We start from the raw sequence: 21,079 nt of genomic DNA, 5'->3' as shown, positions 1-21,079 counted from the left end.
GATCAGCCGCCGATCACCTTCTTGGCGATCATGCAGTGGATGCCCTTGTTGCCGTCGACCGTCTGGGTGACGTGCAGGTCGGCCTGGAGGCTGCACAGCATGTAGGCGTCGGCGGCGCTAAGCCCGGTCTTTGTGCCGATCAGCCGGATCATGTCGCGCAGCGCCTCCTTGGCGGCGTCGTCGAGGTCCTGGTCGAAGCCGTGGGTGATCCAGTGCGTCGGGGTCTCGCAGCGCGGGTTGTTGAGCTTCATGTCCTTGCGGACGGTGAAGCGGAAGGTGCCCGACAGCGAGGTCTCGAGCGCCGTCAGGTTGACCTCGCCGTCACCCTGCACGCCGTGGCCGTCGCCGGTCGAGAACAGGCCGCCGTCGGCGAACACCGGCAGGTAGACGGTCGAGCCGACCTGGAAGTGCTTGTTGTCGATGTTGCCGCCGAAGGCGCGCGGCTCGATCGAGCTGCACTGGCCCCATTCCGGCGGCGGCGCCACGCCCATGATGCCGAAGAAGGGCCGCAGCTCGATCTCGAGCCCCCACGGCATGGTGCAGACGCCGCGGTTGGAATCGATCGGGATGTGGGTCAGCCGGTAGAAGGGGAAGTCCTCGGGCAGGGTGCCGGCGAGCGGCCGCTGGGCGTTCCAGCCCCAGTTGGTGCGGAACTTGATGTCGAGCACCTCGACGGCCAGCGCGTCGCCGCGCTCGGCGCCTTCGACATGGACCGGGCCGGTCAGGATATGGCGGCCGAGATGGGGCTTCAGGGCTCCCAGGATCTCGCGATGCTCGGGCAGCACGTTGAACGGCTCGCCGGGCAGGATCTCGGCCGAGCCCGAGACGCAATGGATCGTGGCGATGTCGCCCGACTTGATGCGCAGCGCCGGCTTGAGCTGGCTGTCGAAATAGCCCCAGTGGCAGGTCTCGGGCGAGGAATTGAGTTCGTGCGTGGCCATGGTCTCCCCTCTCGACCACGGTTGAAGCACAGACCATGCCCCTCTGCTATAGGCCAGCGATGAACTACCGCCACGGCTACCACGCCGGAGGATTCACCGACGTCCTGAAGCACACGGGGCTGTGCGAGCTGCTGCGGCTGCTGACGGCCAAGGACAAGAAGCTGTTCGTGCTCGACACCCATGCCGGTGCGGGGGGCTACGACCTGCAGGCCGACGCGGCGCGGCGTACCGGCGAGGCCGAGGCCGGTGTCGCCCGGCTGGCCGCCGCGCCGCGTGCCGGCATGCCGGGGCCGGTCGCCCGCTACCTGGCGGCCGTCGCTGCCTACGACCGCAAGTTCGGCCCGCCGGGCGCGGTCCCGCGCCGCTATCCCGGCTCGCCGCGGCTGGTGCGCGCGGCGCTGCGGCCGGGCGACCGGTTCGTCGCCTGCGAGCTCCACCCCGAGGAGGCCATGGCGCTGAAGCGCGAGTTCGCCGGCGACCGCGCCGTCGAGGTCCGCCAGGCCGACGGCTACCAGGCGCTGAAGGCGCTGCTGCCGCCGCCCGAGCGGCGCGGCCTGGTCCTGGTCGATCCGCCGTTCGAGGCCACCGACGAGCGCGAGCGCGTGCTGCGCGCCCTGCGGCAGGGCATCCGCCGCTTCGCGACAGGCTGCTACGCGATCTGGTATCCGATCAAGGACGAGGCGGCGGGCTTCGCTGAAGACTTGGCTCCCTGGGCGCCGCTGGTCCTCGAGCTGCACCTGGCGGACATCGCGCCGGGCCGGCTGGCGGGCTGCGGCCTCGCCGTCGTCAATCCGCCGTGGCGGTTCGAGGAGGCGATGCGCGAGGCCCTGCCGTGGATTGCCGCACGTCTCGGTCCCGGCGTCACGGCCCGGGTCGCCGCGCCGCCAGCCAGCGCGCCGGCTCCGGCATCGCGAGCGTGATCGCGAACGACACCAGGCAGAGCGCGGCCCCGGCCAGGATGGCGCCGGTGTAGGACTGGAAGAAGTCGTAGGCATAGCCGGCGACGGGCGATCCCAGCAGGGCGCCGAAGGCGACGCCGCTGTACAGCGCGCCGATCACCGAGCCGAGCGCGCGGCCGCCGAAATAGTCGGCGGCGAGCGACGGGGCGATGGCGACGAAGCCGCCGTAGAAGGCGCCGAACAGCAGCGCGAAGGCGACCAGGGCGGGCGCGCTCGTCGACTGCGACCACAGGACCAGCATGGCGGCCGCCCCGACATACATCAGGGCGAAGGACAGGCGCCGGCCGATCCAGCCGGTGACGCTGGCGAACAGGAAGCGGCCGACGGTGCTGCCGACCCCCAGCAGCACGATCAGCAGCACGCCGAAACCCTCGCCCAGGCCGACGTCGCTTGCGTAGGGCGCGAGGTGAACGAAGGGCACGAAGAGGCCGAAGGACATCAGCAGGGCGCCGGCATAGATCGACCAGAAGGGGCCGGACCGGACCGCCTCGCCCAGGCCGAGGCCGGCCGGCATCGTGCTGGCGCCGGACGGCAGGGGCGGGTCGCCGTCCGGCGTGAGGCCGTAGCGCTCGGGGCCGGGCCGGACCAGCCAGCCGGAGAGGAGGGCGCCGGCCACCGCGACGGCGGCCAGCACGAGGTAGGTGTGGCGCCAGCCGATGGCGGCGATCAGCCAGTGGGCGACCGGGGCGCCCACCAGCGTCCCGACGCCGATGCCCGCCACGGCAATGCCGCTCGCGGTGCCGCGCCGCCGCACGAACCAGCGCTGCACGGCGGCGACGCTGGGGACGTAGGAGAAGCCGATTCCCAGCCCGACCCCCAGCCCGTAGCCGGCATAGACCTGCCACAGCGTGTCGGCCTGGGCGGCGGCGACGAGGCCCAATGCGATGAGGAGAAGGCCGCCGACCACGACCGGCCGAGGCCCGGTGCGGTCGGCGATCAGGCCGGCCGGGAAGCCCAGCAGGAAGTAGAGGAAGGCCGAGATCGAGAAGACCAGCGAGATCTCGCCCCGCCGCGCGCCGAACTCGCTCTCCAGCGCGCCGAAGAAGGCGGCGAAGGAATAGGCCACCGCATAGCCGGTGAGCATGCACAGGAAGGCGCCGGCGACGACCCACCAGCCGGCGAACACGGCCCGGCGGGTCACTTGTCGCGGTGCTTCTTGCCGTTCCGGGCGTCGTCCGGCGTCCAGCCCCAGAGATCGTAGGCGGCCTTGACGATGGCAGGATCGAGCGTCTGGCGGGCGACGTCGATGCCTTCGCCGACGGTCTCGGCGACGATCTTCAGCCCCTTCAGCCGGGCGTGCATCTTCTCGTCGGTGGCGATGACGTGCCAGGGCGCGTTGTCGGTGTCGGTGCGCTCCAGCATGTCGTCGTAGGCCTCGAGATACTGCTTGCGCCTGGCGATGTTGCGGAAGTCCTCGAGGCCGATCTTGTAGTGCTTGTGGGGCGAGTTCAGCCGCTCGATCATGCGCTTCTTCTGCTCCGCGGCGCTGACATGGACCAGCAGCTTGACCAGGCGGACGCCGTCGTCGGTCAGCTGGCGCTCGAACTCGTTGATCTCGCGATAGGCGCGCCGCCACGCCTCCTCGCTGCAGAAACCCTCGATGCGCTCGACCAGCACGCGGCCGTACCAGGTCCGGTCGAAGATGGCCCAGTTGCCGGGCGCGGGCAGGCGGGTCCAGAAGCGCCAGAGGTGGTGGCGGCCCTTCTCCTCCTCGGTCGGGGCGCCGATGCGCCAGACATGGGTCGACTTGGGCTCGAGCCCGGCGACGAGGCGCTCGATCAGCCCGCCCTTGCCGGCCGCGTCCCAGCCGTCGATGCAGATGATGACCCGGCCGCCGTTGCGGACGTGGTAGGTCTGCAGGTCGAGGAGCCTGTGCTGCAGCCTGTCGAGCTCGTCCTCGTAGGTTTTCTCGTCGATCGGACCGTCGATCATCTCGATCTTGTCCAGCATCGGCCACTTGCCCATCGTTTCCTCCGGCAACGATCGTGACAGCCGGGTGGGTGGCAGGCAAATGGCGGAGATTGACAGCGACAAGTCCCGCGACGACTAATCTCGGCGATGACCGCCGCCGAACCCACAATCCGATTCACGACGCGCGCGGGAAAGCCCGTGATCGAGGTCGGCGGCACCTGGACCGTGTTCAGCCTGCGCGGGCTGCGGGCGAAGGCCGAGAAGGCGCTGGCGGCGGCGGGGACCGCCAAGGCCGGCCATGTCGTCGATGCCAAGGGCGTCGAGCGTCTCGACACGGCGGGCGCGATGGAGATCCTGCAGCTCGCCGGCGGGCCGGAATCCGAGATCGAGACGGCCAAGAAGGCCCATGCCGACCTGTTCGAGGTCGTGCAGAAGAACATGTGCGAGGCGCCGCGCGAACGGCACGAGAGCTGGTTCCTGCAGTGGCTGGAGGAGATCGGCCGCAACGCGATCCACATGTACGAGCAGGGCGTCGCCCTCAGCGCGTTTTTCGGCGAGATCCTGGTGACCTTCGCCGAGGCCTGCATCAGCCCCAAGCGCTTCCGCATCAACGCCGTGGTGCGCCAGATGTACGAGGTCTGGGTCCGCGCCCTGGTCATCGTCGGCGTGCTGTGCTTCCTGATCGGCGTGGTCATCGCCTACCAGGGCGTGCAGCAGCTCAAGCAGTTCGGCGCCGAGACCTTCACCGTCGAGGCGGTGGCGATCGGCATGTTCCGCGAGCTCGGCGTCCTGCTGACGGCCATCATCGTGGCCGGCCGCTCGGGCAGCGCCTTCACCGCCCAGATCGGCACCATGCAGGTCAACCAGGAGGTCGACGCCATGCGGACGATCGGCCTCAACCCGGTCGAGTGGCTGGTCCTGCCGCGCATCTCGGCGCTGGTGCTGTCGATGCCGCTGCTGGCCTTCTGGGGCGACATGACCGGCCTGTTGGGCGGCGCCGTGGCCTGCACGGTCTATCTCGACTTCACTTTCGTGCAGTTCTTCGACCGGCTGCGCGACACGGTCGGCCCGTGGCACTTCTACATCGGCATGATCAAGGCGCCGGTCTTCGGCATGGTGATCGCGGTCATCGGCTGCTTCGAGGGGCTGCAGGTCCGGGGCAGCGCCGAGAGCGTCGGCCAGCTCACGACCAAGTCGGTGGTGGAATCGATCTTCTGCGTGATCGTGCTCGACGCGGTCTTCTCCATCATCTTCCTGCTGGCGAACGTCTGATGGCCGACCAGCAGGTCCTCGAGAAGGACAAGAAGCCTGCTCCTCCGCCGCTGGCGGAGGGTGGCCAGCTGACCGACCATCGCGACGGGCGGGACGTGGTGCTGCGCCTGCGCGACGTGCGCACCCAGTTCGGCGACAAGGTCATCCACAACCACCTTGATTTCGACGTATTCCGAGGCGAAATCGTCGGGCTGGTGGGCGGCTCGGGAACCGGCAAGTCGGTGCTTCTTCGGACGATCATCGGCCTCAACGACCATACGCAGGGCAGCATCGAGATGCTGGGCGTCGATACCGCCACGCTGCACGGCCAGGCGCTGCGCCGGATGCAGGGGCGTACCGGCGTGCAGTTCCAGGACGGCGCCCTGTTCTCGTCGCTCAGCGTCACCGAGAACATCATCGTGCCGATCCGCGAGCATATCGGCCTCGACGAGCAGACCATGCGCGACATCGCGGCCCTCAAGGTCGCCATGGTCGGGTTGCCCGCCGACACCGGCGACAAGAAGCCGTCGGAGCTTTCCGGCGGCATGCGCAAGCGCGCGAGCCTCGCCCGCGCCCTGGCGCTCGACCCCGAGCTGCTGTTCCTCGACGAGCCGACGGCGGGCCTCGACCCGATCGGCGCCGCCCACTACGACGAGCTGGTCAAGGGGCTCAGCCGCAGCCTCGGCCTCACCATCCTGATGGTGACCCACGACCTCGATAGTCTGTACGCGATCTGCGATCGTATTGCCGTGTTGCTCGACAAGCGGGTCGTGGTAGGTACCATAGAGGAACTGTTGACGTACGATCATCCCTGGGTCCGGGAGTATTTCCACGGGCCGCGCGGGCGGGCCGCCGCCCGGCAGGAGTAGACGGCCTCCCATGGAAAGAAAATCGCCCTATGTGCTGATCGGCGCGGCGATGATCCTGTTCTGCGTGGCCATCGCGGGCTTCGTGATCTGGAAGCTGCGCGCCGGCGACCGCACCGCCTACGCCTACTACGTCATCCTCTTCTCCGGCGACGTCCAGGGCCTGACCCCGGATTCGCCGGTCTTCTATCGCGGCCTGCGCGTGGGCCGCGTCGCCAACATCCAGCTCACCTCCCGGGTCGACGTCCAGCGCTCGACCGGCCGCGAGCGGCTGAGCGAGAAGATCGAGGTCACGGTCGCTGTCGACTGGAACATCGACATCCGCGATCGCTCCTACGCGGTGTTCGAGAAGCCGTTCATCGCCGGCGCCCCGTACATCCAGATCGTCGGCCGCCTCGACGTCGACAAGATCAAGCCCAAGAAGCGCGAGGGCGACAAGCCCTATCCGGAGATCCGCGAGGGCGCCTCGTTCCTGCAGGCGACCTCGACCTCGGCGCAGGAGCTGCTGACCAAGGCCAGCGTCACGGTCGACCGCGTGAACGAGCTCCTGAGCCCGGACAATCTCGGCGCGGTGAGCGACACGCTGCGCAACCTGTCGGCCACGACCACGGCGATCGCCAAGCAGGACGGCGCCATCCAGAAGACGCTGGAGGAGCTGCCGATCGCGGTCGCCGAGTTCCGCAAGACCTTCGACAAGGTGAACGGCCTGTCCGAATCGCTCAGCCTGATCGCCATGGAACTCGGGCCGCAGGATGCCGAGACCCGGAAGGCGCTGGCCGGCAAGGATCCCGGCGAGCTGCGCAAGACGCTGCAGGAAACGCGCACGGCCCTGAAGAATATCGACAGCGCCGCCACGCAGCTCGGCAAGCTGGTGGGCGACAGCAAGGGCCCGGTCAAGAACTTCACCGAAACCGGGCTCCCCGAGCTGGCGATGACGATCCGCGAACTGCGCCAGCTCACCGCCAACCTGAACATCATCGCCACGCGGCTCGAGCGCGATCCGTCCGGCTTCGTCTTCAGCGGCAAGCAGGGGTACACGCCCAAATGATCCGTCGCCTGGCCGCCCTCGCGGCGGCCGCCTTCGCGCTCGCCGGCTGCGCGCTGCTCGAGGCTCCCGAGCAGCAGGACCTGTACATGGTCACCCCCAAGAGCACCTTCGATCCGGGCCTTCCGTCGGTCTACTGGCAGCTCGCGGTCGAGGCGCCCGTCGCCTCGGCCAACCTCAACACCGGCCGCATCGCGCTCGCCATGACCCCGACCTCGTCGGACTACTACGCCAAGGCGGCGTGGACCGACCGGGCGCCGCTGATGGTGCAGACGCGGATCGTCGATTCCTTCGAGAACACCCGCAAGATCGTCGCCGTCGCGCGCGAATCGATCGGGCTCAGGGCCAACTACCTGCTGCAGCCCGACCTGCGCAACTTCGAGGCGCTCTACTACTACGGACAGCCGCCGATCGTGCGAGTCCGCATCATCGCCAAGCTGGTGCGCATGCCCGACCGGCAGATCATCGGCGTCGCCTCGTTCGAGCGCTGCGTGCGCGCCCGCGCCGACAGCGTGCCGAAGGTCGTCGAGGCCTTCGACCAGGCGCTGGGCAGCGTCATCAAGCGGCTGGTCGCCTGGACCCTGCGCACCCCGCCGGCCAAGCCGGTGGAGGACATGGGGCTCTACCAGATCGAGCGCTACCGCAACCCGGAGAACGCGGTGATCGACACCGCGAACTGCCCGGTCGGCAACGACGCGTCGCGGGTTCCCTACACCGACGAATGACGCCGGCGGGAAAGCGCTCCTGAGGCGCTACGCCCGCTTCTCGACCAGCGACCAGGCGAGGTCGGCCATCGCGCGTGCGCGGTTGCCGTACCTGGTCGCCGTCTCCGACGAGGCGTTGCCGTCGAGGCCGCGCTTGTAGACGCCCTGCACGATGGCGGCGAGGCGGAACAGCGAGAAGGCGAGATAGAAGTCGAAGAACGGCACGTCCTCGCGGCCGGTGCGCCGGGCGTAGGCGGCGACGTATTCGTCCTCGGTCGGGATGCCGAAGGCCGCGAGGTCGGTGCCGGCATAGCCCTGCGAGGCGCCGAAGCCCTCGCCGAAATGGTACATCATGCAGTTGTAGGCCAGGTCGGCGAGCGGATGGCCGAGCGTGCTGAGCTCCCAGTCGAGCACCGCCACGATGCGCGGCTCGGTCGGATGCACGATCGTGTTCCCCAGACGGTAGTCGCCGTGGTTGATGCGCGTCTCGTCGCCCGGCGGAATGTTGGCCGGCAGCCACTGCTTCAGCGTCTCCATCGCCTCGATGTGCTCGGTGCGGGCGAGGTCGTACTGGCTCGACCAGCGCGCGATCTGGCGCTGGATGTACTGGCCCTCGCGCCCGAAGTCGCCGAGCCCGACCGCGCGGTAGTCGACATTGTGGATGCGCGCCAGCACGTCGTTCATCGAATCGAAGATCTTGCGGCGGTCGGCCGGCGAGATCCCCGGCATCTGCGGGTCGGCCAGGATGCGGCCGGGCAGGAACTCCATGATGTAGAAGGCGGTGCCGATCACCGTGTCGTCCTGGCAGAGCGCATGGGCCCTGGGCACCGGCACGTCGCTGTGCTCCGACAGCGCCTTGATGACGCGGAACTCGCGGTCGACCTGATGCGCCGACGGCAGGAGCTTGCCCGGCGGCTTCTTGCGCAGGACGTACATCCGGCCGCCGCCGTCCGTCACGTGGAACGTGGGATTGCTCTGGCCGCCCTCGAACTGCAGCACGCGGATCGGGCCGCGGAAGGAGTCGACCTGCTCCTCCATGAAGGCGGCGAGTCGCGACTCGTCGAACTGGTGGGCGGAGCGGACGGGAGTGAGGTTGTCAGGCAGCTCGGACATCGTGTGGTGACATAGTTGTGGCAGTCGACGGTTCTAGCCCCGCGAGGGGCCTGTGACGAGGGATGAATGAAAAAGCGCGGGCGTAGCGATTCCGATGGCGATCATCGCCGTCAGTCAAACCCGGAGAGGGAACAATGTCGAAAACAATCTTTGTCCCGTCTGCTCTCGTTGCCTCCATCCTCCTGTTCGCCGGCTCGGCATCCGCGCAAACCTGGTACGACGCGCGCGAGGCCGGCCTCCGCGCCCGCATGCAGGAGGGCCGCGCCGACGGCTCGCTGACGCGGCAGGAGTACCGCTCGCTCGGCAACGGCATGCAGAGGATCGAGCGCTACGAGAACTATGCCGAGCGCGACGGCCGCGTCTCGGGCCGCGAGCGGGCGACCCTCGATCGCATGCTCGACCAGCAGGGCCGTAACGTCTATCGCCAGTCGAACGATCGCCAGCAGAGCCAGGGCGGCAACTGGAGCTGGAACGGCCACAATGGCGGCGGCAACCATAACGGCTGGGGCAACAGCAACGGCTGGGGCGGCGGCAATCACCACGGCTGGGGCGGTCGTGACGGCGGGCGCCAAGCCGACTGGCAGCGCAACGACTGGAACCGGGGCTGGAACCACGGCACCAACACCGGCCGCTTCAACGGCTTCGACCGCCGCGAGGCCAACCAGGAGCGGCGCATCCACAACGGCAGGCGCGATGGCTCCCTGACCCACGGCGAGGCGGCGCGCCTGCAGCACGGCCAGCAGCGTGTCGACCGCCAGCAGGCCCGCGCCCGGGCCGACGGCATGGTGACTCCGCGCGAGCGGCAGCAGGTCCGGACGATGCAGAACACGCAGAGCCAGCGCATCCACGATGCGCGCACCAACACCCGCACGCAGCAGGCGACGGCGCCGACATCGCGGCAGGGCGGGTCGTTCACCCGCGCCTCCGGCTCGTGGGGCGGCCGCAGCCGCAGCCGCTGATCCGGACGGGCCTCCCCGGCGCCGCTTGCGCCGGGGCGGTCTCTTCGACGTCAGTTCACCTGGCGCTGCCTCTCGCCCCAGTAGGGCTTGCGCAGCTCGCGCTTCAGGATCTTGCCGGTCGGATTGCGCGGCAGGGCGTCGAGGAAGTCGACCGACTTCGGCAGCTTGTAGCCGGCGACGCGCTCGCGTGCCCAGGCGATCAGCTCGCCGGGGCCGAGCTCGGCGCCCGGCTTGCGGACGACCACGGCCTTGACCGCTTCGCCCCAGCGCTCGTCGGGCACGCCGATCACGGCGACGTCGGCGACCGCCGGATGGCCGAACAGCGCGCTCTCGACCTCGGCGGGATAGATGTTCTCGCCGCCCGACACGATCATGTCCTTCACGCGGTCGTAGATGTAGAGGTAGCCGCGGTCGTCGAGGTAGCCGGCGTCGCCGGTGAAGAACCAGTCGCCCTGCACGGCGCGGCGGGTCGCGTCGGGCAGGCGCCAGTAGCCGCCCATGACCTGCGGCGAGCGCACGGCGATCTCGCCGACCTGGCCGGCCGGCAGGTCCTTGCCGTCGTCGCCGACGATGCGCAGCTCGACGCCCTCCTGGGCGAACCCGCAGGACAGGAGCTTCTTCACGTCGTCGGGATCGTGGTCGGCCGGCGGCAGCAGGGTGATGGCGCCGGTCGTCTCGGTCAGGCCGTAGACCTGCTGGAAGCCGCAGGGGAAGACCGCCAGCGCCTGCTTCAGGAGGTCGGCCGGAATGGGCGCCGCGCCGTAGACGATCAGGCGCAGGCTGGCGAGGTCGGTCTCGCGGATCTGCGGCGCCTGCACCAGGAACAGGATCATCGCCGGCACCAGCAGCATCACCTGGATCCGCTCGCGCTCGATCAGCGCCAGGATCTCGGCCGGCACGAACTCGCGCACGACATGGTTGGTCGCCCCGGAGAAGAGGCCGGCGATTCCCCATCCCGCGCCGCCGATATGGAACATGGGCAGGCAGACCAGGTTGGGAACGGCCGGCCCGAGCAGCCAGCTGCGGGTCCACAGCGGCAGCATCCAGGCGAAGTTGGCGTTGGTCAGCTCGGCGCCCTTGGGCAGGCCGGTCGTGCCGCTGGTGTAGAACTGCACGGCGGTGTCGCCGGGGCGGGCGGGTCGCCGCGGGTCGTCGGCGGGCTGGCGGTCGCGCCAGTCCTCGAACGAGTCCCAGGCGGGATGGCGCGCGCCGAAGGCGACGATCTTGCGCACCGTCTTGAGCTCGTCGCGGATCCTGTCGACGACGGGGAAGAACTCCTCGCCGACGAACAGGATCTCGGCCTCGGCGTCGTTCAGGATGTGCAGCACCTCGGGCGGCGCGAGCCGCCAGTTGACCGAGACCATCACGGCATTGGCCTTGGCGCCGCCGAACAGCAGCTCGAAAAAGAGGTCGCTGCTCTTGTCGAGATGGGCGATCCGGCCCTGCTCCTTCACACCCTCCGCGATCAGGCCGTTGGCGACCCGGCTGGCCGCCCGGTCGAGGGCGGCGTAGCTCGTCGTCCGTCCGGCGTGGACGAGGGCGGTCGCCTCCGGCCGCTCCGCCGCATGTCGCCGCACGATGTCCGCCAGCCCGGCAATCCTGCTGTCCATGGTACGCTTCCTCACCTGCTCGTTGGCCCGGCGATGACGCCCGGGCGCGGCAGTGTTTTTCGCTTTGGCAGTGATTTCAAGGGGTTGATCGCCTAGTGTGGCGACGGGACAGGCGTGGGGACGGCGGCAGGCGATGAACAAGCGGATACTGGTCACGGGCGGGGCGGGCTTCCTGGGTTCGCACCTGTGCGAACGGCTGCTGGCGGCCGGCAACGACGTGCTTTGCGTCGACAACTACTTCACCGGCTCGAAGCGCAACGTCATGGCCTGCCTCGACAATCCGCGGTTCGAGCTGATGCGCCACGACGTGACCTTCCCGCTCTATGTCGAGGTCGACGAGATCTACAACCTCGCCTGCCCGGCCTCGCCCATCCACTACCAGCACGATCCCGTGCAGACGACCAAGACCAGCGTGCACGGCGCCATCAACATGCTGGGCCTGGCCAAGCGCACGCGCGCGAAGATCTTCCAGGCCTCGACCAGTGAAGTGTATGGCGACCCGACGGTCCATCCGCAGGTCGAGAGCTATCGCGGCAACGTCAATCCGCTGGGGCCGCGCGCCTGCTACGACGAGGGCAAGCGCTGCGCCGAGACGCTGTTCTTCGACTACTGGCGCCAGCACAAGCTGCGCATCAAGGTGGCGCGCATCTTCAACACCTACGGCCCGCGCATGCATCCCAACGACGGCCGCGTGGTGTCGAACTTCATCGTCCAGGCGCTCAAGGGCGAGGACATCACGATCTACGGAGACGGGCTGCAGACCCGCGCCTTCTGCTACGTCGACGACCTGATCGACGGCTGGCTGCGGCTGATGGAGCACACGCCCGACGACTTCACCGGCCCGGTCAATCTCGGCAACCCCGTCGAGATGCCGATCCGACATCTCGCGGAGACGGTGATCCGGCTGGTCGGCGGCAAGTCGAAGCTGGTGCAGGCGCGGCCGCTGCCGGTCGACGATCCGCTGCAGCGCTGCCCCGACATCTCGCTGGCGCGCGAGAAACTCGGCTGGGAGCCCAAGGTGGCGCTGGAGCAGGGGCTCGGCAAGACGATCGCCTATTTCGACGAGCTGCTGCGCAGCAACCAGCAGGTCAGCCGGGTGGGGCGGTAGAGGCCTGAGTTCTCGGATTCCTCTCCCCCTCTGGGGGAGAGGAGCCTGAGCGCAGGAAAGACTTATCGCGACTACTGCGCGGCCACCGCGCGGGGCAGGGCGTTGACGACGGAGCGGCGGCCCGAGGTCATCTCGTCGTGGATCCACTTGTAGGTCTTCTCCATGCCGTCCTCGAGACGGATGGAGGGGGCCCAGTGGAGCAGCTTCTTGATCAGGTCGTTGTCGCTGTTGCGGCCGCGCACGCCCTTGGGCGCGTCGAGCTTGTAGGAGCGCTTCAGCTTCACGCCGGCGATCTTCTCGACGATGTCGACCAGGCGGTTGATGCTGACCAGCTCGTCGCTGCCGATGTTCAGCGGCTCGACGATGTCGCTCTCCAGCAGCTTGATCGTGCCGTCGGTGCAGTCGTCGATGTACATGAAGGAGCGGGTCTGCTCGCCGTCGCCCCAGATCTCGATCTCGTGCTTGCCCGAGAGCTTGGCGGCGATGACCTTGCGGCAGATCGCGGCCGGCGCCTTCTCGCGGCCGCCGTCATAGGTGCCCTCGGGGCCGTAGACGTTGTGGTAGCGGGCGACGCGGGTGGCAAGGCCGTAATCCTCGCGGTAGTGGCGCGCCATGCGCTCGCTGAACAGCTTCTCCCAGCCGTAGCCGTCCTCCGGCATCGCCGGGTAGGCATCCTCTTCCTTGAGCGCGGTCACGTCGGCGCGGGTCTGCTTGTCGCCGTTGTAGACGCAGGCCGACGACGAATAGAAGAAGCGCTGGGTGCCGGCTTCCTTGGCGGCGACCAGCATGTGGGTGCTCACCAGCACCGACAGCATGCACTCGGCCTTGTGGGTCTCGATGAAGCCCATGCCGCCCATGTCGGCGGCGAGATTGTAGATCGTGTGCGCGTCCTTCGCGGCCGCCTGGCAGGGCTCGAGGCGGGCGAGGTCGCCGACCTGGTTCTCGACGCCGGGAGTCTTCTGGTACCACTCGTCGAGCGGCTTCACGTCGACCGCCCGGATCCTTGTGTGGCCGCGCTGCTGCAGGACGCGGACGAGATGGCCGCCGATGAAGCCGCCGGCGCCGGTGACGACCACGAGATCATTCTTGGACATTGACGAGCCTTTCACCCGAGAGAGGGCTTTTATCCTATTTTTCAAAGACTTGCGAGGCAGGCCGCCGCACCCTGCGGCACGGTCGAGCGCCCGATTCTGCTCGTTTGCTCGCCTCGCGCCGTTCCGTCAAGTCGCCCAGTGACGCGGCGATTATAGGGCGGACGGCGTTTCCGTTGGCGTCGGGTTGGGGAAAATCGGTAGTAGGGTCGCGGAAACTTTCATATACCAACCCAACAGGCCTCCCTTGGCCCTTTTGGCATCGTGCTGGCCGATATCACCCCTGTCATCCTGACCTTCAACGAAGCCGCCAACATCGGGCGCTCGCTCGAGCGGCTGACCTGGGCGCGCGAAATCGTGATCGTCGACAGCGGCTCGACCGACGAGACGGCGGCGATCGTGGCGCGCTTTCCCAATGCAAGGCTGGTCGTGCGGCCGTTCGACACCCATGCCCGGCAGTGGCGGTTCGCCGTCGAGGAGACGGGCATCGCCAGCGACTGGGTGCTGCGGCTCGACGCCGACTACATGGTCGAGCCGGCGCTGCGCGAGGAGATCGGCGGGCTCCGTCCCGACCCCGGGACGGCGGCCTACGAGATTTCCTTCACTTATTGCATCGAGGGCCGGCCGCTGCGCGCCTCCCTCTATCCCGCCCTGCCGGTCCTGTTCCGGCGCGGCCGCGGCCGCTTCGAGCAGGACGGCCATACCGAGAAGCTGCGGATCGACGGTCCGGTCGTGAAGCTCGCCAACCGGCTGCTGCACGACGACCGCAAGAGCCTCGAACGCTGGCTGCAGTCGCAGTCGCGCTACCAGGTGCAGGAAGCCGAGAAGCTCACGGCGAGACCCTGGTCCGAGCTGAGCTGGCCCGACCGCCTGCGCCGCACGCGCTTCCTGGGGCCCCCGGCGGTGGCGGTTCACTGCCTCCTCGTGAAGGGGCTCCTGTTCGACGGCTCGGCCGGTCTTCTCTATACAGCGCAGCGCGTGACTGCCGATATCATCCTCTCCATGCACCTGTTGCGCCGCGACCTCGACCGATGACCTATATCCTCGGACTGAACGCTTATCATGCCGATGCCGCGGCCTGCTTGGTGAAGGACGGCACGCTGATCGCTGCCGTCGAGGAGGAGCGCTTCCGGCGCATCAAGCACTGGGGCGGCTTCCCGAGCGAGGCGATCCGCTACTGTCTCGACGAGGCGGGGATCGGGCTGGCCGACGTCGACCACGTCGCCGTCAACAGCGACAACCGCGCCAACCGCTGGCGCAAGCTGGGTTACGTCCTCACTTCCGGCGTCAGCCCGGCCTACGTGCTCGCCCGCCTGCGCCAGCGCGGCGAGCGCGCCGACATCGCGGGCAACCTGCGCGAACACCTGCCCGACCAGTCGTTCAACGGCGCCGTCCACGCCGTCGAGCACCATGTCTGCCATCTCGCCTCCGCATTCCTGGTGTCGCCCTACGACAAGGCCGTCGCCGTCTCGGTCGACGGGTTCGGCGACTTCTCCTCGGCCGCCTGGGGGCTCGGCCAGGGCGGCACCGTCGCGGTCGACGGCCGGGTCTACTTCCCGCATTCGCTGGGCGTCTTCTACGAGGCGATGACGCAGTTCATCGGCTTCCCGCACTATGGCGACGAATACAAGGTGATGGGCCTCGCCCCCTATGGCGAGCCGCGCTTCACCGATCTCATGAAGGAGATCGTGCAGACCCGCGACGACGGCTCGTTCGCGCTGGGCCTGCGCTTCTTCCGCCATGCCTCGGGCGAGGGCGCGAACTACCAGGTGAAGGACGGCATCCCGTCGGGCGGACGGCTGTGGAGCGACGCCCTCACCGGCCTGCTGGGGCCGGCGCGCGACCCGGCCGAGCCGCTCGAGGACCGCCATCGCGACATCGCGCGCTCGGCGCAGGCGACCTACGAGAACGCCTTCTTCAACCTGCTGGGCGCCGTCCACCGGCGCTACGGCAGCGACGCGCTCGTGCTGGCCGGCGGCTGCGCCTACAACTCGGTGGCCAACGGCAAGGTGCTCGAGCGCTCGCCGTTCAAGAACCTCTACGTGCAGTCGGCCGGCGGCGATGCCGGCGGCGCGATCGGCGCGGCCTTCGCCACTTGGCACCGGCTGGGCGGTCCGTCGGTGCGCCGGCACTTCGTCATGGACCATGCCTACTGGGGGCCGTCGGCCACGCCCGAGCAGATCGCCGCGGCGATCGCCGCGCGCCGCGCCGACTTCGACTCCGAAGGCTGCACCATCGAGCGCATCGCCGACGAGGCGACGCTGTGCCGGCAGACCGCCGAGGCGATCTCGCTCGGCAAGGTGATCGGCTGGTTCCAGGGACGGCTGGAATGGGGGCCGCGCGCGCTCGGCAACCGCTCGATCCTGGGCGACCCGCGGCGCGCCGACATGAAGGACATCCTCAACCTCAAGATCAAGCGCCGCGAATCCTTCCGGCCGTTCGCGCCCTCGATCCTGCGCGACGCCGTGCCGGAATGGTTCGAGACCGATGGCGACGTGCCCTTCATGATGCAGGTCTTCCGCATCCGCGAGGAAAAGCGGCGCGAGATCCCGGCGGTGACCCATGTCGACGGGACCGGCCGGCTGCAGACCGTGACCTGGTCCGGCAACCCGCGCTATGCGCGGCTGATCCAGTCCTTCCGCGACATCACCGGCGTGCCGATGGTGCTGAACACCAGCTTCAACGAGAACGAGCCCGTGGTGTGCCGTCCGGAAGAGGCGATCGACTGCTTCCTGCGCACCAAGATGGATGTGCTGGTGCTGGGCGACACGATCATCCGGCGCTGACGGGCATCCGGCGCTGATCGCGCCGCCGGCGATCAGGCGCGCGGCACGCGCCGCCGCCAGCGCAGCGTGTCCTCGATCTGGACGGCGAGGTCGCGGGTCGGCTGCCAGCCGAGCATCCGCCGCGCCTTGGCGATGTCGCCGACCAGCCGGGGCGAATCGCCCGGCCGGCGCGGACCGACCGCGTGCGGCACCGGCCGTCCGGCCAGCCGCGCCGTCTCGGCCATCGCCTCGCGCACGCTGTAGCCGCGGCCGCTTCCGAGGTTGAAGGCCTCGTGCCGGCCGCCCGGTGCGGCGGCGCCGAGCCAGTCGAGGGCCCGCAGATGCGCCTCGGCGAGATCCGCGACATGCACGAAGTCGCGGATGCACGATCCGTCCGGCGTCGGATAGTCGTCGCCCAGGACCGTCACCGGCGGTCCAAGCCCGAGCGCGGCATCGGCGGCCAGCGGCAGCAGATGCGTTTCCGGCTCGTGCGCCTCGCCGATCTCGCCGCCGGGATCGGCGCCGGCGGCATTGAAGTAGCGCAGCGCCGCCGAGCGCAGGCCGCTTGCGGCGGCGGCGGCCAGCGACCGCTCCGTGCGGGCCTTGGATTCGGCATAGGGGCTGAGCGGCGCGATCGGATGGTCCTCCGCCAGGAGCTCCGCCCGGGGCAGGCCGTAGACCGCGCAGGAGCTCGAGAAGACGAAGGCCTCGACGCCGTGGCGCAGCGCCGCCGCGATCAGCACGTCGCTCTTGGCGGCGTTGTTGTGCAGGTAGCGCTCCGGCGCGCGCACCGATTCGCCGACCTCGATATAGCCCGCGAGATGCAGCACCGCGGCCGGCCGATGCCGGGCGAACACGTCGTCGAGCCGCGCGGCATCGCCGATGTCACCCTGCTCGAGCGGCCCCCAGCGCACCGCCCAGGCGTGGCCCTTTTCCATCGTGTCGTAGCAGACCGGCCGGTCGCCACCCGCGGCCAGGGCCTTGCAGACCTGGCTGCCGATATAGCCGGCGCCGCCTGCGACCAGGATCGTTCGGTTCATTCGTTCTCTGGAAACTGGTGCCGGGTGAGGGATTTGAACCCCCGACCTTCGGTTTACAAAACCGCTGCACTACCGCTGTGCTAACCCGGCTTCCCCCGCTGTTGGTCGTGGCGCTGAGTCGCCGGGCGACGGCCGGACCACGCAGCATGGACGGCCGAGCCCATAGCACAGGCCGCCCGGGGTCGAAACGGCCGTCGGCCGACCTACCGGCGGCGGGCGAGGGCGCGGCGGGAACCTGTGGCGCGGCCGTCCTGGATCAGGCGAACGGCCATGCCGGCCGCGACTGCCGCCACGGCGAGGCCTGCCGCCGCGGCGACACGCGCCCCGCCGCCGGAAACCAGCAACGCCGAGCGCCGCGCCTCGGCGCCGAAGGCGCCGTGCACGGCGTGCAGGCTGGAGACGGGCGCCATCAGGTTGTCCTTGCGCTGCGGACCGACCCCGGTGCGGCGTTCCTGGCCGTCGAAGGCGCGGCGCGCCAGGTAGCGGTCGAGGAAGGCGGGGGCGATCATGCTGCCCAGGATCACCTTGACCGTGCTCAGGCCCAGCCACAGCTCGCGATGGGGACCGCGGGCGGCGCGCACGATGGCGCGCGCGGCGACCTCGGGCTGGATCACCGGCGCGACGGGCCGCGGCTCGCGCGGCATGTGGGTCCGCGCCCAGTCGAACTGCGGCGTGTTCATCGCCGGCAGCTGGACCATGACCAGCCGCACGGCGCTGCCGTCGTGGATCAGCTCCGAGCGCAGCGAATCGGTGAAGCCGCGGATGGCGTGCTTGGCACCGCAATAGGCAGACTGCAGCGGGATGCCGCGATAGGCGAGCGAGGAGCCGACCTGGATGACGACGCCGCGGTCGCGCGGCTTCATGCGCGCCAGCGCCGCCATCGTGCCGTAGACGAAGCCGAGATAGGTGACCTCGGTGACGCGGCGGAACTCCTGCGGCGTCATCTCCCAGAGCGGAGAGAAGACGGTCAGCATCGCGCAGTTGACCCACACGTCGATCGGCCCGAGCTCCTGCTCGATGCGGTCCGCGGCGGCGTCGAGCGCCTCGGCGTCGGCCACGTCGCAGGAAACGGCCAGCGCCTGGCCGCCGGCGGCCTCGACCTCGGCGGCGGCGTCCTCGAGCGCCCCGACGTCGCGGGCGATCAGGGCCACGGCCGCGCCTGTGCGGGCGAACTGGCGGGCGGTGGCGCGCCCGACGCCGGCCGAGGCCCCGGTCACCACGACCACCTTGCCGTCGAAGGAACGGCGGCCGGCGGGACGGCGGGCCGACGTGGAGAGAATGGACATGGCGGCGCTCCTTTCCTGTCGCCAGTCAAGGAGCGGAGGGCCTGCGACGTTGCGTCGGGACGAGCGCGGCGCGCTGCCTCAGGTGGCGCGCTTCAAGGACGGGGCCGTCGGCGCGCCCACTCGTAGGCCGCGACGGCGGCGGCATTGGAGACGTTGAGGGCGGCCAGCCGGGCGGCGGTCGGGATGGTGACGAGGCGGTCGCACTTCTCGGCCGTCAGGCGGCGCAGGCCCTCGCCCTCGGCGCCCAGCACGATGCCGCTGCGGCCGCCGAGGTCGAGATCGGCGATCGCGGTGTCGCCGCGCTCGTCGAGACCGTAGAGCCAGAATCCCGCTTCCTTCAGGAGGTCGAGGGCACGGACCAGGTTGACCGCCCGCACCAGCGGGACGAGCTCGAGCGCGCCCGACGCGCTCTTGGCCAGCACGCCGGTGTCGGCCGGGGCATGGCGCTCGGTCACGATCAGGCCGGCGACGCCGAAGGCCGCGGCCGAGCGCAGGATGGCGCCGACATTGTGGGGATCGGTGACCTGGTCGAGGGCGAGGACGAGGGCGGTCTCGCCGCAGCGGGCCAGCAGCTCCTCGAGCTGCGGCTCCTCCAGCGGCGCGACCAGGGCGGCGATGCCCTGGTGCACGGCGCCGCCCGGCAGGCGCTGGCCGAGTTCGTCGCGGCTGCAGACCTCGACCTTCGGGCCGAGCTCGGCGGCATGGCGCTCCGCCGTCTCGCGGGTCGCCAGCACGCGCTGGACCTGCCGCTCCGGATTGGCCAGCGCCGCCAGCACGGCGTGGCGGCCGTAGAGCCACACGGACTGGTGGCCGCCCCGCTGGGGACGGCTCGGTCGGGACGGTCGGTTGCGCATGCCGTCCTCTATAAGGGGATTTGCCCTTGACGTAACTCATTGGATTTGCGAGCAACGCGCGCCCGTTTCCCGGGCTGAACAGGCTTATCTCGCGCCGCGTTTGCCGCAGGTTCGGAGGGGTGGCCGAGCGGTCAATGGCAGCAGACTGTAAATCTGCCGACTTCGCGTCTACGAAGGTTCGAATCCTTCCCCCTCCACCAACGGCCGCGCGCGGGATGCCTGTTCAGAGATTGCGGGTGTAGCTCAATGGTAGAGCAGAAGCCTTCCAAGCTTATGACGAGGGTTCGATTCCCTTCACCCGCTCCAGTTTGAAGGCCGTACTGTCGAAGGCTGACAGCATCACGAGGGTCGCGACACCATGACGAAGGCGAAATTCGAGCGGAACAAGCCGCACTGCAACATCGGGACGATCGGTCACGTGGACCATGGCAAGACGTCTCTGACGGCTGCGATCACGAAGGTGCTGGCGAAGTCGGGTGGCGCGACGTTCACGGCGTACGACCAGATCGACAAGGCGCCGGAGGAGCGGGAGCGCGGGATCACGATCTCGACGGCGCACGTGGAGTACGAGACGGACAACCGCCACTACGCGCACGTCGACTGCCCGGGCCACGCGGACTACGTGAAGAACATGATCACGGGCGCGGCGCAGATGGACGGTGCGATCCTGGTCGTGTCGGCGGCGGACGGCCCGATGCCGCAGACGCGCGAGCACATCCTTCTGGCGCGTCAGGTTGGCGTTCCGGCGCTGGTCGTGTTCATGAACAAGTGCGACATGGTGGACGATCCGGAGCTTCTGGACCTGGTGGAGCTCGAGGTTCGCGAGCTGCTGAAGAGCTACCAGTTCCCGGGCGACGACATCCCTGTGATCCGGGGCTCGGCGCTGATGGCGCTGGAGGACAAGAACCCGGAGCTGGGCGAGCAGGCGGTGCTGAGCCTGATGGCGGAGGTCGACAAGTACATCCCGCAGCCGACGCGCGACAAGGACAAGCCGTTCCTGATGCCGATCGAGGACGTGTTCTCGATCTCGGGCCGCGGCACGGTGGTGACGGGCCGCGTCGAGCGTGGCGTTGTGAAGGTCGGCGAGGAGATCGAGATCGTCGGTCTGAAGGCGACGACGAAGACGGTGGTCACGGGCGTCGAGATGTTCCGCAAGCTGCTGGACCAGGGCGAGGCGGGCGACAATATCGGCGCGCTGCTGCGCGGCGTGGGCCGCGAGGACGTGGAGCGGGGCCAGGTGCTGGCGAAGCCGGGCACGATCACGCCGCACACGAACTTCGAGGCCGAGGCGTACATCCTGACGAAGGAGGAGGGCGGCCGTCACACGCCGTTCTTCACGAACTACCGTCCGCAGTTCTACTTCCGGACGACGGACGTGACGGGCGTGGTGTCGCTGCCGGAGGGCACGGAGATGGTGATGCCGGGGGACAACGCCCGGATGACGGTGGAGCTGATCCAGCCGATCGCCATGGACGAGGGCCTGCGCTTCGCCATCCGCGAGGGCGGCCGCACCGTCGGCGCCGGCGTCGTCACCAAGATCGTCAAGTAATAGCTATGGAAAGAAGGCCGCCGGCGG

Annotated in this window: 19 protein-coding genes and 3 tRNA genes; 12 read left to right on the top strand and 10 right to left on the bottom strand. The window is 69.3% G+C overall.

All coding sequences use genetic code 11. The features are described 5' to 3' along the window. Positions 1 to 2: 2 nt before the first annotated feature. Positions 3 to 941 (bottom strand): acetamidase/formamidase family protein, encoded by a 939-nt coding sequence (locus ACO073_RS22095; RefSeq protein ID WP_422000337.1) that lies wholly within the window; start codon positions 939 to 941, stop codon positions 3 to 5. Between the two features lie 59 nt (positions 942 to 1,000). On the opposite strand from ACO073_RS22095, the gene ACO073_RS22090 reads away from it, so the two are divergent. Further along, a complete protein-coding gene (locus tag ACO073_RS22090) occupies positions 1,001 to 1,861 on the top strand; it encodes a 23S rRNA (adenine(2030)-N(6))-methyltransferase RlmJ (RefSeq protein ID WP_422000335.1) in 861 nt (286 codons plus the stop codon). On the opposite strand, the gene ACO073_RS22085 is transcribed toward ACO073_RS22090, so the two are convergent. After that, positions 1,803 to 3,041: an MFS transporter gene (locus ACO073_RS22085; protein WP_422000333.1), complete on the bottom strand. Its 1,239-nt coding sequence runs from the start codon at positions 3,039 to 3,041 to the stop codon at positions 1,803 to 1,805. The two genes, ACO073_RS22090 and ACO073_RS22085, sit on opposite strands and share 59 nt — an antisense overlap. Further along, the gene (locus ACO073_RS22080) at positions 3,038 to 3,865 is read right to left on the bottom strand and encodes a polyphosphate kinase 2 family protein (protein ID WP_422000331.1); all 828 of its coding nucleotides are present in this window, start codon (positions 3,863 to 3,865) and stop codon (positions 3,038 to 3,040) included. The genes ACO073_RS22085 and ACO073_RS22080 overlap by 4 nt, the downstream gene beginning before the upstream one ends. 144 nt (positions 3,866 to 4,009) lie before the next feature. Here ACO073_RS22080 and ACO073_RS22075 point away from each other — a divergent pair, with 144 nt between their 5' ends. The 4 genes from ACO073_RS22075 to ACO073_RS22060 are packed head-to-tail and all read left to right on the top strand — an operon-like array spanning position 4,010 to position 7,698. After that, positions 4,010 to 5,083: an MlaE family ABC transporter permease gene (locus ACO073_RS22075; RefSeq protein ID WP_422000329.1), complete on the top strand. Its 1,074-nt coding sequence runs from the start codon at positions 4,010 to 4,012 to the stop codon at positions 5,081 to 5,083. Then, positions 5,083 to 5,931: an ABC transporter ATP-binding protein gene (locus ACO073_RS22070; RefSeq protein ID WP_422000328.1), complete on the top strand. Its 849-nt coding sequence runs from the start codon at positions 5,083 to 5,085 to the stop codon at positions 5,929 to 5,931. Before ACO073_RS22075 ends, ACO073_RS22070 begins: the two co-directional genes overlap by 1 nt. A 10-nt stretch (positions 5,932 to 5,941) precedes the next feature. Beyond that, entirely contained in the window at positions 5,942 to 6,976 is a 1,035-nt protein-coding gene (locus ACO073_RS22065) for an MlaD family protein (RefSeq protein ID WP_422000326.1), read from the top strand. Further along, positions 6,973 to 7,698, top strand: a complete 726-nt coding sequence (locus tag ACO073_RS22060) for an ABC-type transport auxiliary lipoprotein family protein (RefSeq protein ID WP_422000324.1) — start codon at positions 6,973 to 6,975, stop codon at positions 7,696 to 7,698. The genes ACO073_RS22065 and ACO073_RS22060 overlap by 4 nt, the downstream gene beginning before the upstream one ends. 27 nt (positions 7,699 to 7,725) lie before the next feature. Here the strand turns inward: ACO073_RS22060 and ACO073_RS22055 are convergent, their stop codons facing one another. After that, positions 7,726 to 8,790: a phosphotransferase gene (locus tag ACO073_RS22055; RefSeq protein ID WP_422000323.1), complete on the bottom strand. Its 1,065-nt coding sequence runs from the start codon at positions 8,788 to 8,790 to the stop codon at positions 7,726 to 7,728. A gap of 134 nt (positions 8,791 to 8,924) precedes the next feature. On the opposite strand from ACO073_RS22055, the gene ACO073_RS22050 reads away from it, so the two are divergent. Continuing rightward, complete coding sequence (locus ACO073_RS22050; RefSeq protein ID WP_422000321.1) at positions 8,925 to 9,749, top strand: hypothetical protein; 825 nt, start codon at positions 8,925 to 8,927, stop codon at positions 9,747 to 9,749. A 50-nt stretch (positions 9,750 to 9,799) separates the two neighbouring features. Here the strand turns inward: ACO073_RS22050 and ACO073_RS22045 are convergent, their stop codons facing one another. After that, positions 9,800 to 11,359 (bottom strand): fatty acid--CoA ligase, encoded by a 1,560-nt coding sequence (locus ACO073_RS22045; protein ID WP_422000320.1) that lies wholly within the window; start codon positions 11,357 to 11,359, stop codon positions 9,800 to 9,802. A gap of 133 nt (positions 11,360 to 11,492) precedes the next feature. On the opposite strand from ACO073_RS22045, the gene ACO073_RS22040 reads away from it, so the two are divergent. After that, positions 11,493 to 12,467 (top strand): UDP-glucuronic acid decarboxylase family protein, encoded by a 975-nt coding sequence (locus ACO073_RS22040; protein ID WP_422000318.1) that lies wholly within the window; start codon positions 11,493 to 11,495, stop codon positions 12,465 to 12,467. A gap of 71 nt (positions 12,468 to 12,538) precedes the next feature. Here ACO073_RS22040 and ACO073_RS22035 read toward each other — a convergent pair whose 3' ends face one another. Further along, positions 12,539 to 13,561 (bottom strand): NAD-dependent epimerase/dehydratase family protein, encoded by a 1,023-nt coding sequence (locus ACO073_RS22035; RefSeq protein WP_422000317.1) that lies wholly within the window; start codon positions 13,559 to 13,561, stop codon positions 12,539 to 12,541. A gap of 261 nt (positions 13,562 to 13,822) precedes the next feature. Between ACO073_RS22035 and ACO073_RS22030 the strand changes: the two genes are divergently transcribed. Together ACO073_RS22030 and ACO073_RS22025 are read left to right on the top strand one after the other, a co-directional pair. After that, positions 13,823 to 14,593, top strand: coding sequence for a glycosyltransferase family 2 protein (locus ACO073_RS22030; protein WP_422000315.1), 771 nt, complete (start codon positions 13,823 to 13,825; stop codon positions 14,591 to 14,593). Continuing rightward, positions 14,590 to 16,344: a carbamoyltransferase gene (locus ACO073_RS22025; protein WP_422000313.1), complete on the top strand. Its 1,755-nt coding sequence runs from the start codon at positions 14,590 to 14,592 to the stop codon at positions 16,342 to 16,344. Before ACO073_RS22030 ends, ACO073_RS22025 begins: the two co-directional genes overlap by 4 nt. Before the next feature lie 32 nt (positions 16,345 to 16,376). Here ACO073_RS22025 and galE read toward each other — a convergent pair whose 3' ends face one another. From galE to rlmB, 4 genes are all read right to left on the bottom strand, one after another. Continuing rightward, positions 16,377 to 17,363 carry a UDP-glucose 4-epimerase GalE gene (gene galE, locus ACO073_RS22020; protein WP_422000312.1) on the bottom strand — a complete coding sequence of 329 codons (987 nt, stop codon included), beginning with the start codon at positions 17,361 to 17,363 and terminating at the stop codon, positions 16,377 to 16,379. A 15-nt stretch (positions 17,364 to 17,378) separates the two neighbouring features. Further along, positions 17,379 to 17,453: transfer RNA gene (locus ACO073_RS22015), tRNA-Thr, on the bottom strand. A gap of 113 nt (positions 17,454 to 17,566) precedes the next feature. After that, complete coding sequence (locus ACO073_RS22010; RefSeq protein ID WP_422000310.1) at positions 17,567 to 18,649, bottom strand: SDR family oxidoreductase; 1,083 nt, start codon at positions 18,647 to 18,649, stop codon at positions 17,567 to 17,569. Positions 18,650 to 18,741: 92 nt separating this feature from the next. Continuing rightward, positions 18,742 to 19,503, bottom strand: coding sequence for a 23S rRNA (guanosine(2251)-2'-O)-methyltransferase RlmB (gene rlmB / locus ACO073_RS22005; protein ID WP_422000308.1), 762 nt, complete (start codon positions 19,501 to 19,503; stop codon positions 18,742 to 18,744). Positions 19,504 to 19,616: 113 nt separating this feature from the next. Here rlmB and ACO073_RS22000 point away from each other — a divergent pair. The 3 genes from ACO073_RS22000 (at position 19,617) to tuf (ending at position 21,052) form a co-directional block, all read left to right on the top strand. After that, positions 19,617 to 19,703, top strand: a tRNA-Tyr gene (locus ACO073_RS22000). Positions 19,704 to 19,735: 32 nt separating this feature from the next. Then, positions 19,736 to 19,809 (top strand) — tRNA-Gly (locus ACO073_RS21995). Positions 19,810 to 19,861: 52 nt separating this feature from the next. Then, the gene (tuf, locus tag ACO073_RS21990; protein WP_422000284.1) at positions 19,862 to 21,052 is read left to right on the top strand and encodes an elongation factor Tu; all 1,191 of its coding nucleotides are present in this window, start codon (positions 19,862 to 19,864) and stop codon (positions 21,050 to 21,052) included. Positions 21,053 to 21,079: the final 27 nt, after the last annotated feature.

It is taken from the genome of Reyranella sp., from assembly GCF_965229815.1.
Taxonomy (GTDB): domain Bacteria; phylum Pseudomonadota; class Alphaproteobacteria; order Reyranellales; family Reyranellaceae; genus Reyranella.
Note: the sequence above shows the minus strand (reverse complement) of the source record. Positions and strands in the feature narration are given on the sequence as shown.

What these genes read in the sequence shown, in the direction of transcription:
- ACO073_RS22095 (WP_422000337.1), bottom strand. Translation starts at nt 941, where the DNA reads ATGGCCACGCACGAACTCAATTCCTCGCCCGAGACCTGCCACTGGGGC.
- ACO073_RS22090 (WP_422000335.1), top strand. Translation starts at nt 1,001, where the DNA reads ATGAACTACCGCCACGGCTACCACGCCGGAGGATTCACCGACGTCCTG.
- ACO073_RS22080 (WP_422000331.1), bottom strand. Translation starts at nt 3,865, where the DNA reads ATGGGCAAGTGGCCGATGCTGGACAAGATCGAGATGATCGACGGTCCG.
- ACO073_RS22070 (WP_422000328.1), top strand. Translation starts at nt 5,083, where the DNA reads ATGGCCGACCAGCAGGTCCTCGAGAAGGACAAGAAGCCTGCTCCTCCG.
- ACO073_RS22065 (WP_422000326.1), top strand. Translation starts at nt 5,942, where the DNA reads ATGGAAAGAAAATCGCCCTATGTGCTGATCGGCGCGGCGATGATCCTG.
- ACO073_RS22060 (WP_422000324.1), top strand. Translation starts at nt 6,973, where the DNA reads ATGATCCGTCGCCTGGCCGCCCTCGCGGCGGCCGCCTTCGCGCTCGCC.
- ACO073_RS22055 (WP_422000323.1), bottom strand. Translation starts at nt 8,790, where the DNA reads ATGTCCGAGCTGCCTGACAACCTCACTCCCGTCCGCTCCGCCCACCAG.
- ACO073_RS22050 (WP_422000321.1), top strand. Translation starts at nt 8,925, where the DNA reads ATGTCGAAAACAATCTTTGTCCCGTCTGCTCTCGTTGCCTCCATCCTC.
- ACO073_RS22045 (WP_422000320.1), bottom strand. Translation starts at nt 11,359, where the DNA reads ATGGACAGCAGGATTGCCGGGCTGGCGGACATCGTGCGGCGACATGCG.
- ACO073_RS22040 (WP_422000318.1), top strand. Translation starts at nt 11,493, where the DNA reads ATGAACAAGCGGATACTGGTCACGGGCGGGGCGGGCTTCCTGGGTTCG.
- ACO073_RS22035 (WP_422000317.1), bottom strand. Translation starts at nt 13,561, where the DNA reads ATGTCCAAGAATGATCTCGTGGTCGTCACCGGCGCCGGCGGCTTCATC.
- ACO073_RS22025 (WP_422000313.1), top strand. Translation starts at nt 14,590, where the DNA reads ATGACCTATATCCTCGGACTGAACGCTTATCATGCCGATGCCGCGGCC.
- galE (WP_422000312.1), bottom strand. Translation starts at nt 17,363, where the DNA reads ATGAACCGAACGATCCTGGTCGCAGGCGGCGCCGGCTATATCGGCAGC.
- ACO073_RS22010 (WP_422000310.1), bottom strand. Translation starts at nt 18,649, where the DNA reads ATGTCCATTCTCTCCACGTCGGCCCGCCGTCCCGCCGGCCGCCGTTCC.
- rlmB (WP_422000308.1), bottom strand. Translation starts at nt 19,503, where the DNA reads ATGCGCAACCGACCGTCCCGACCGAGCCGTCCCCAGCGGGGCGGCCAC.
- tuf (WP_422000284.1), top strand. Translation starts at nt 19,862, where the DNA reads ATGACGAAGGCGAAATTCGAGCGGAACAAGCCGCACTGCAACATCGGG.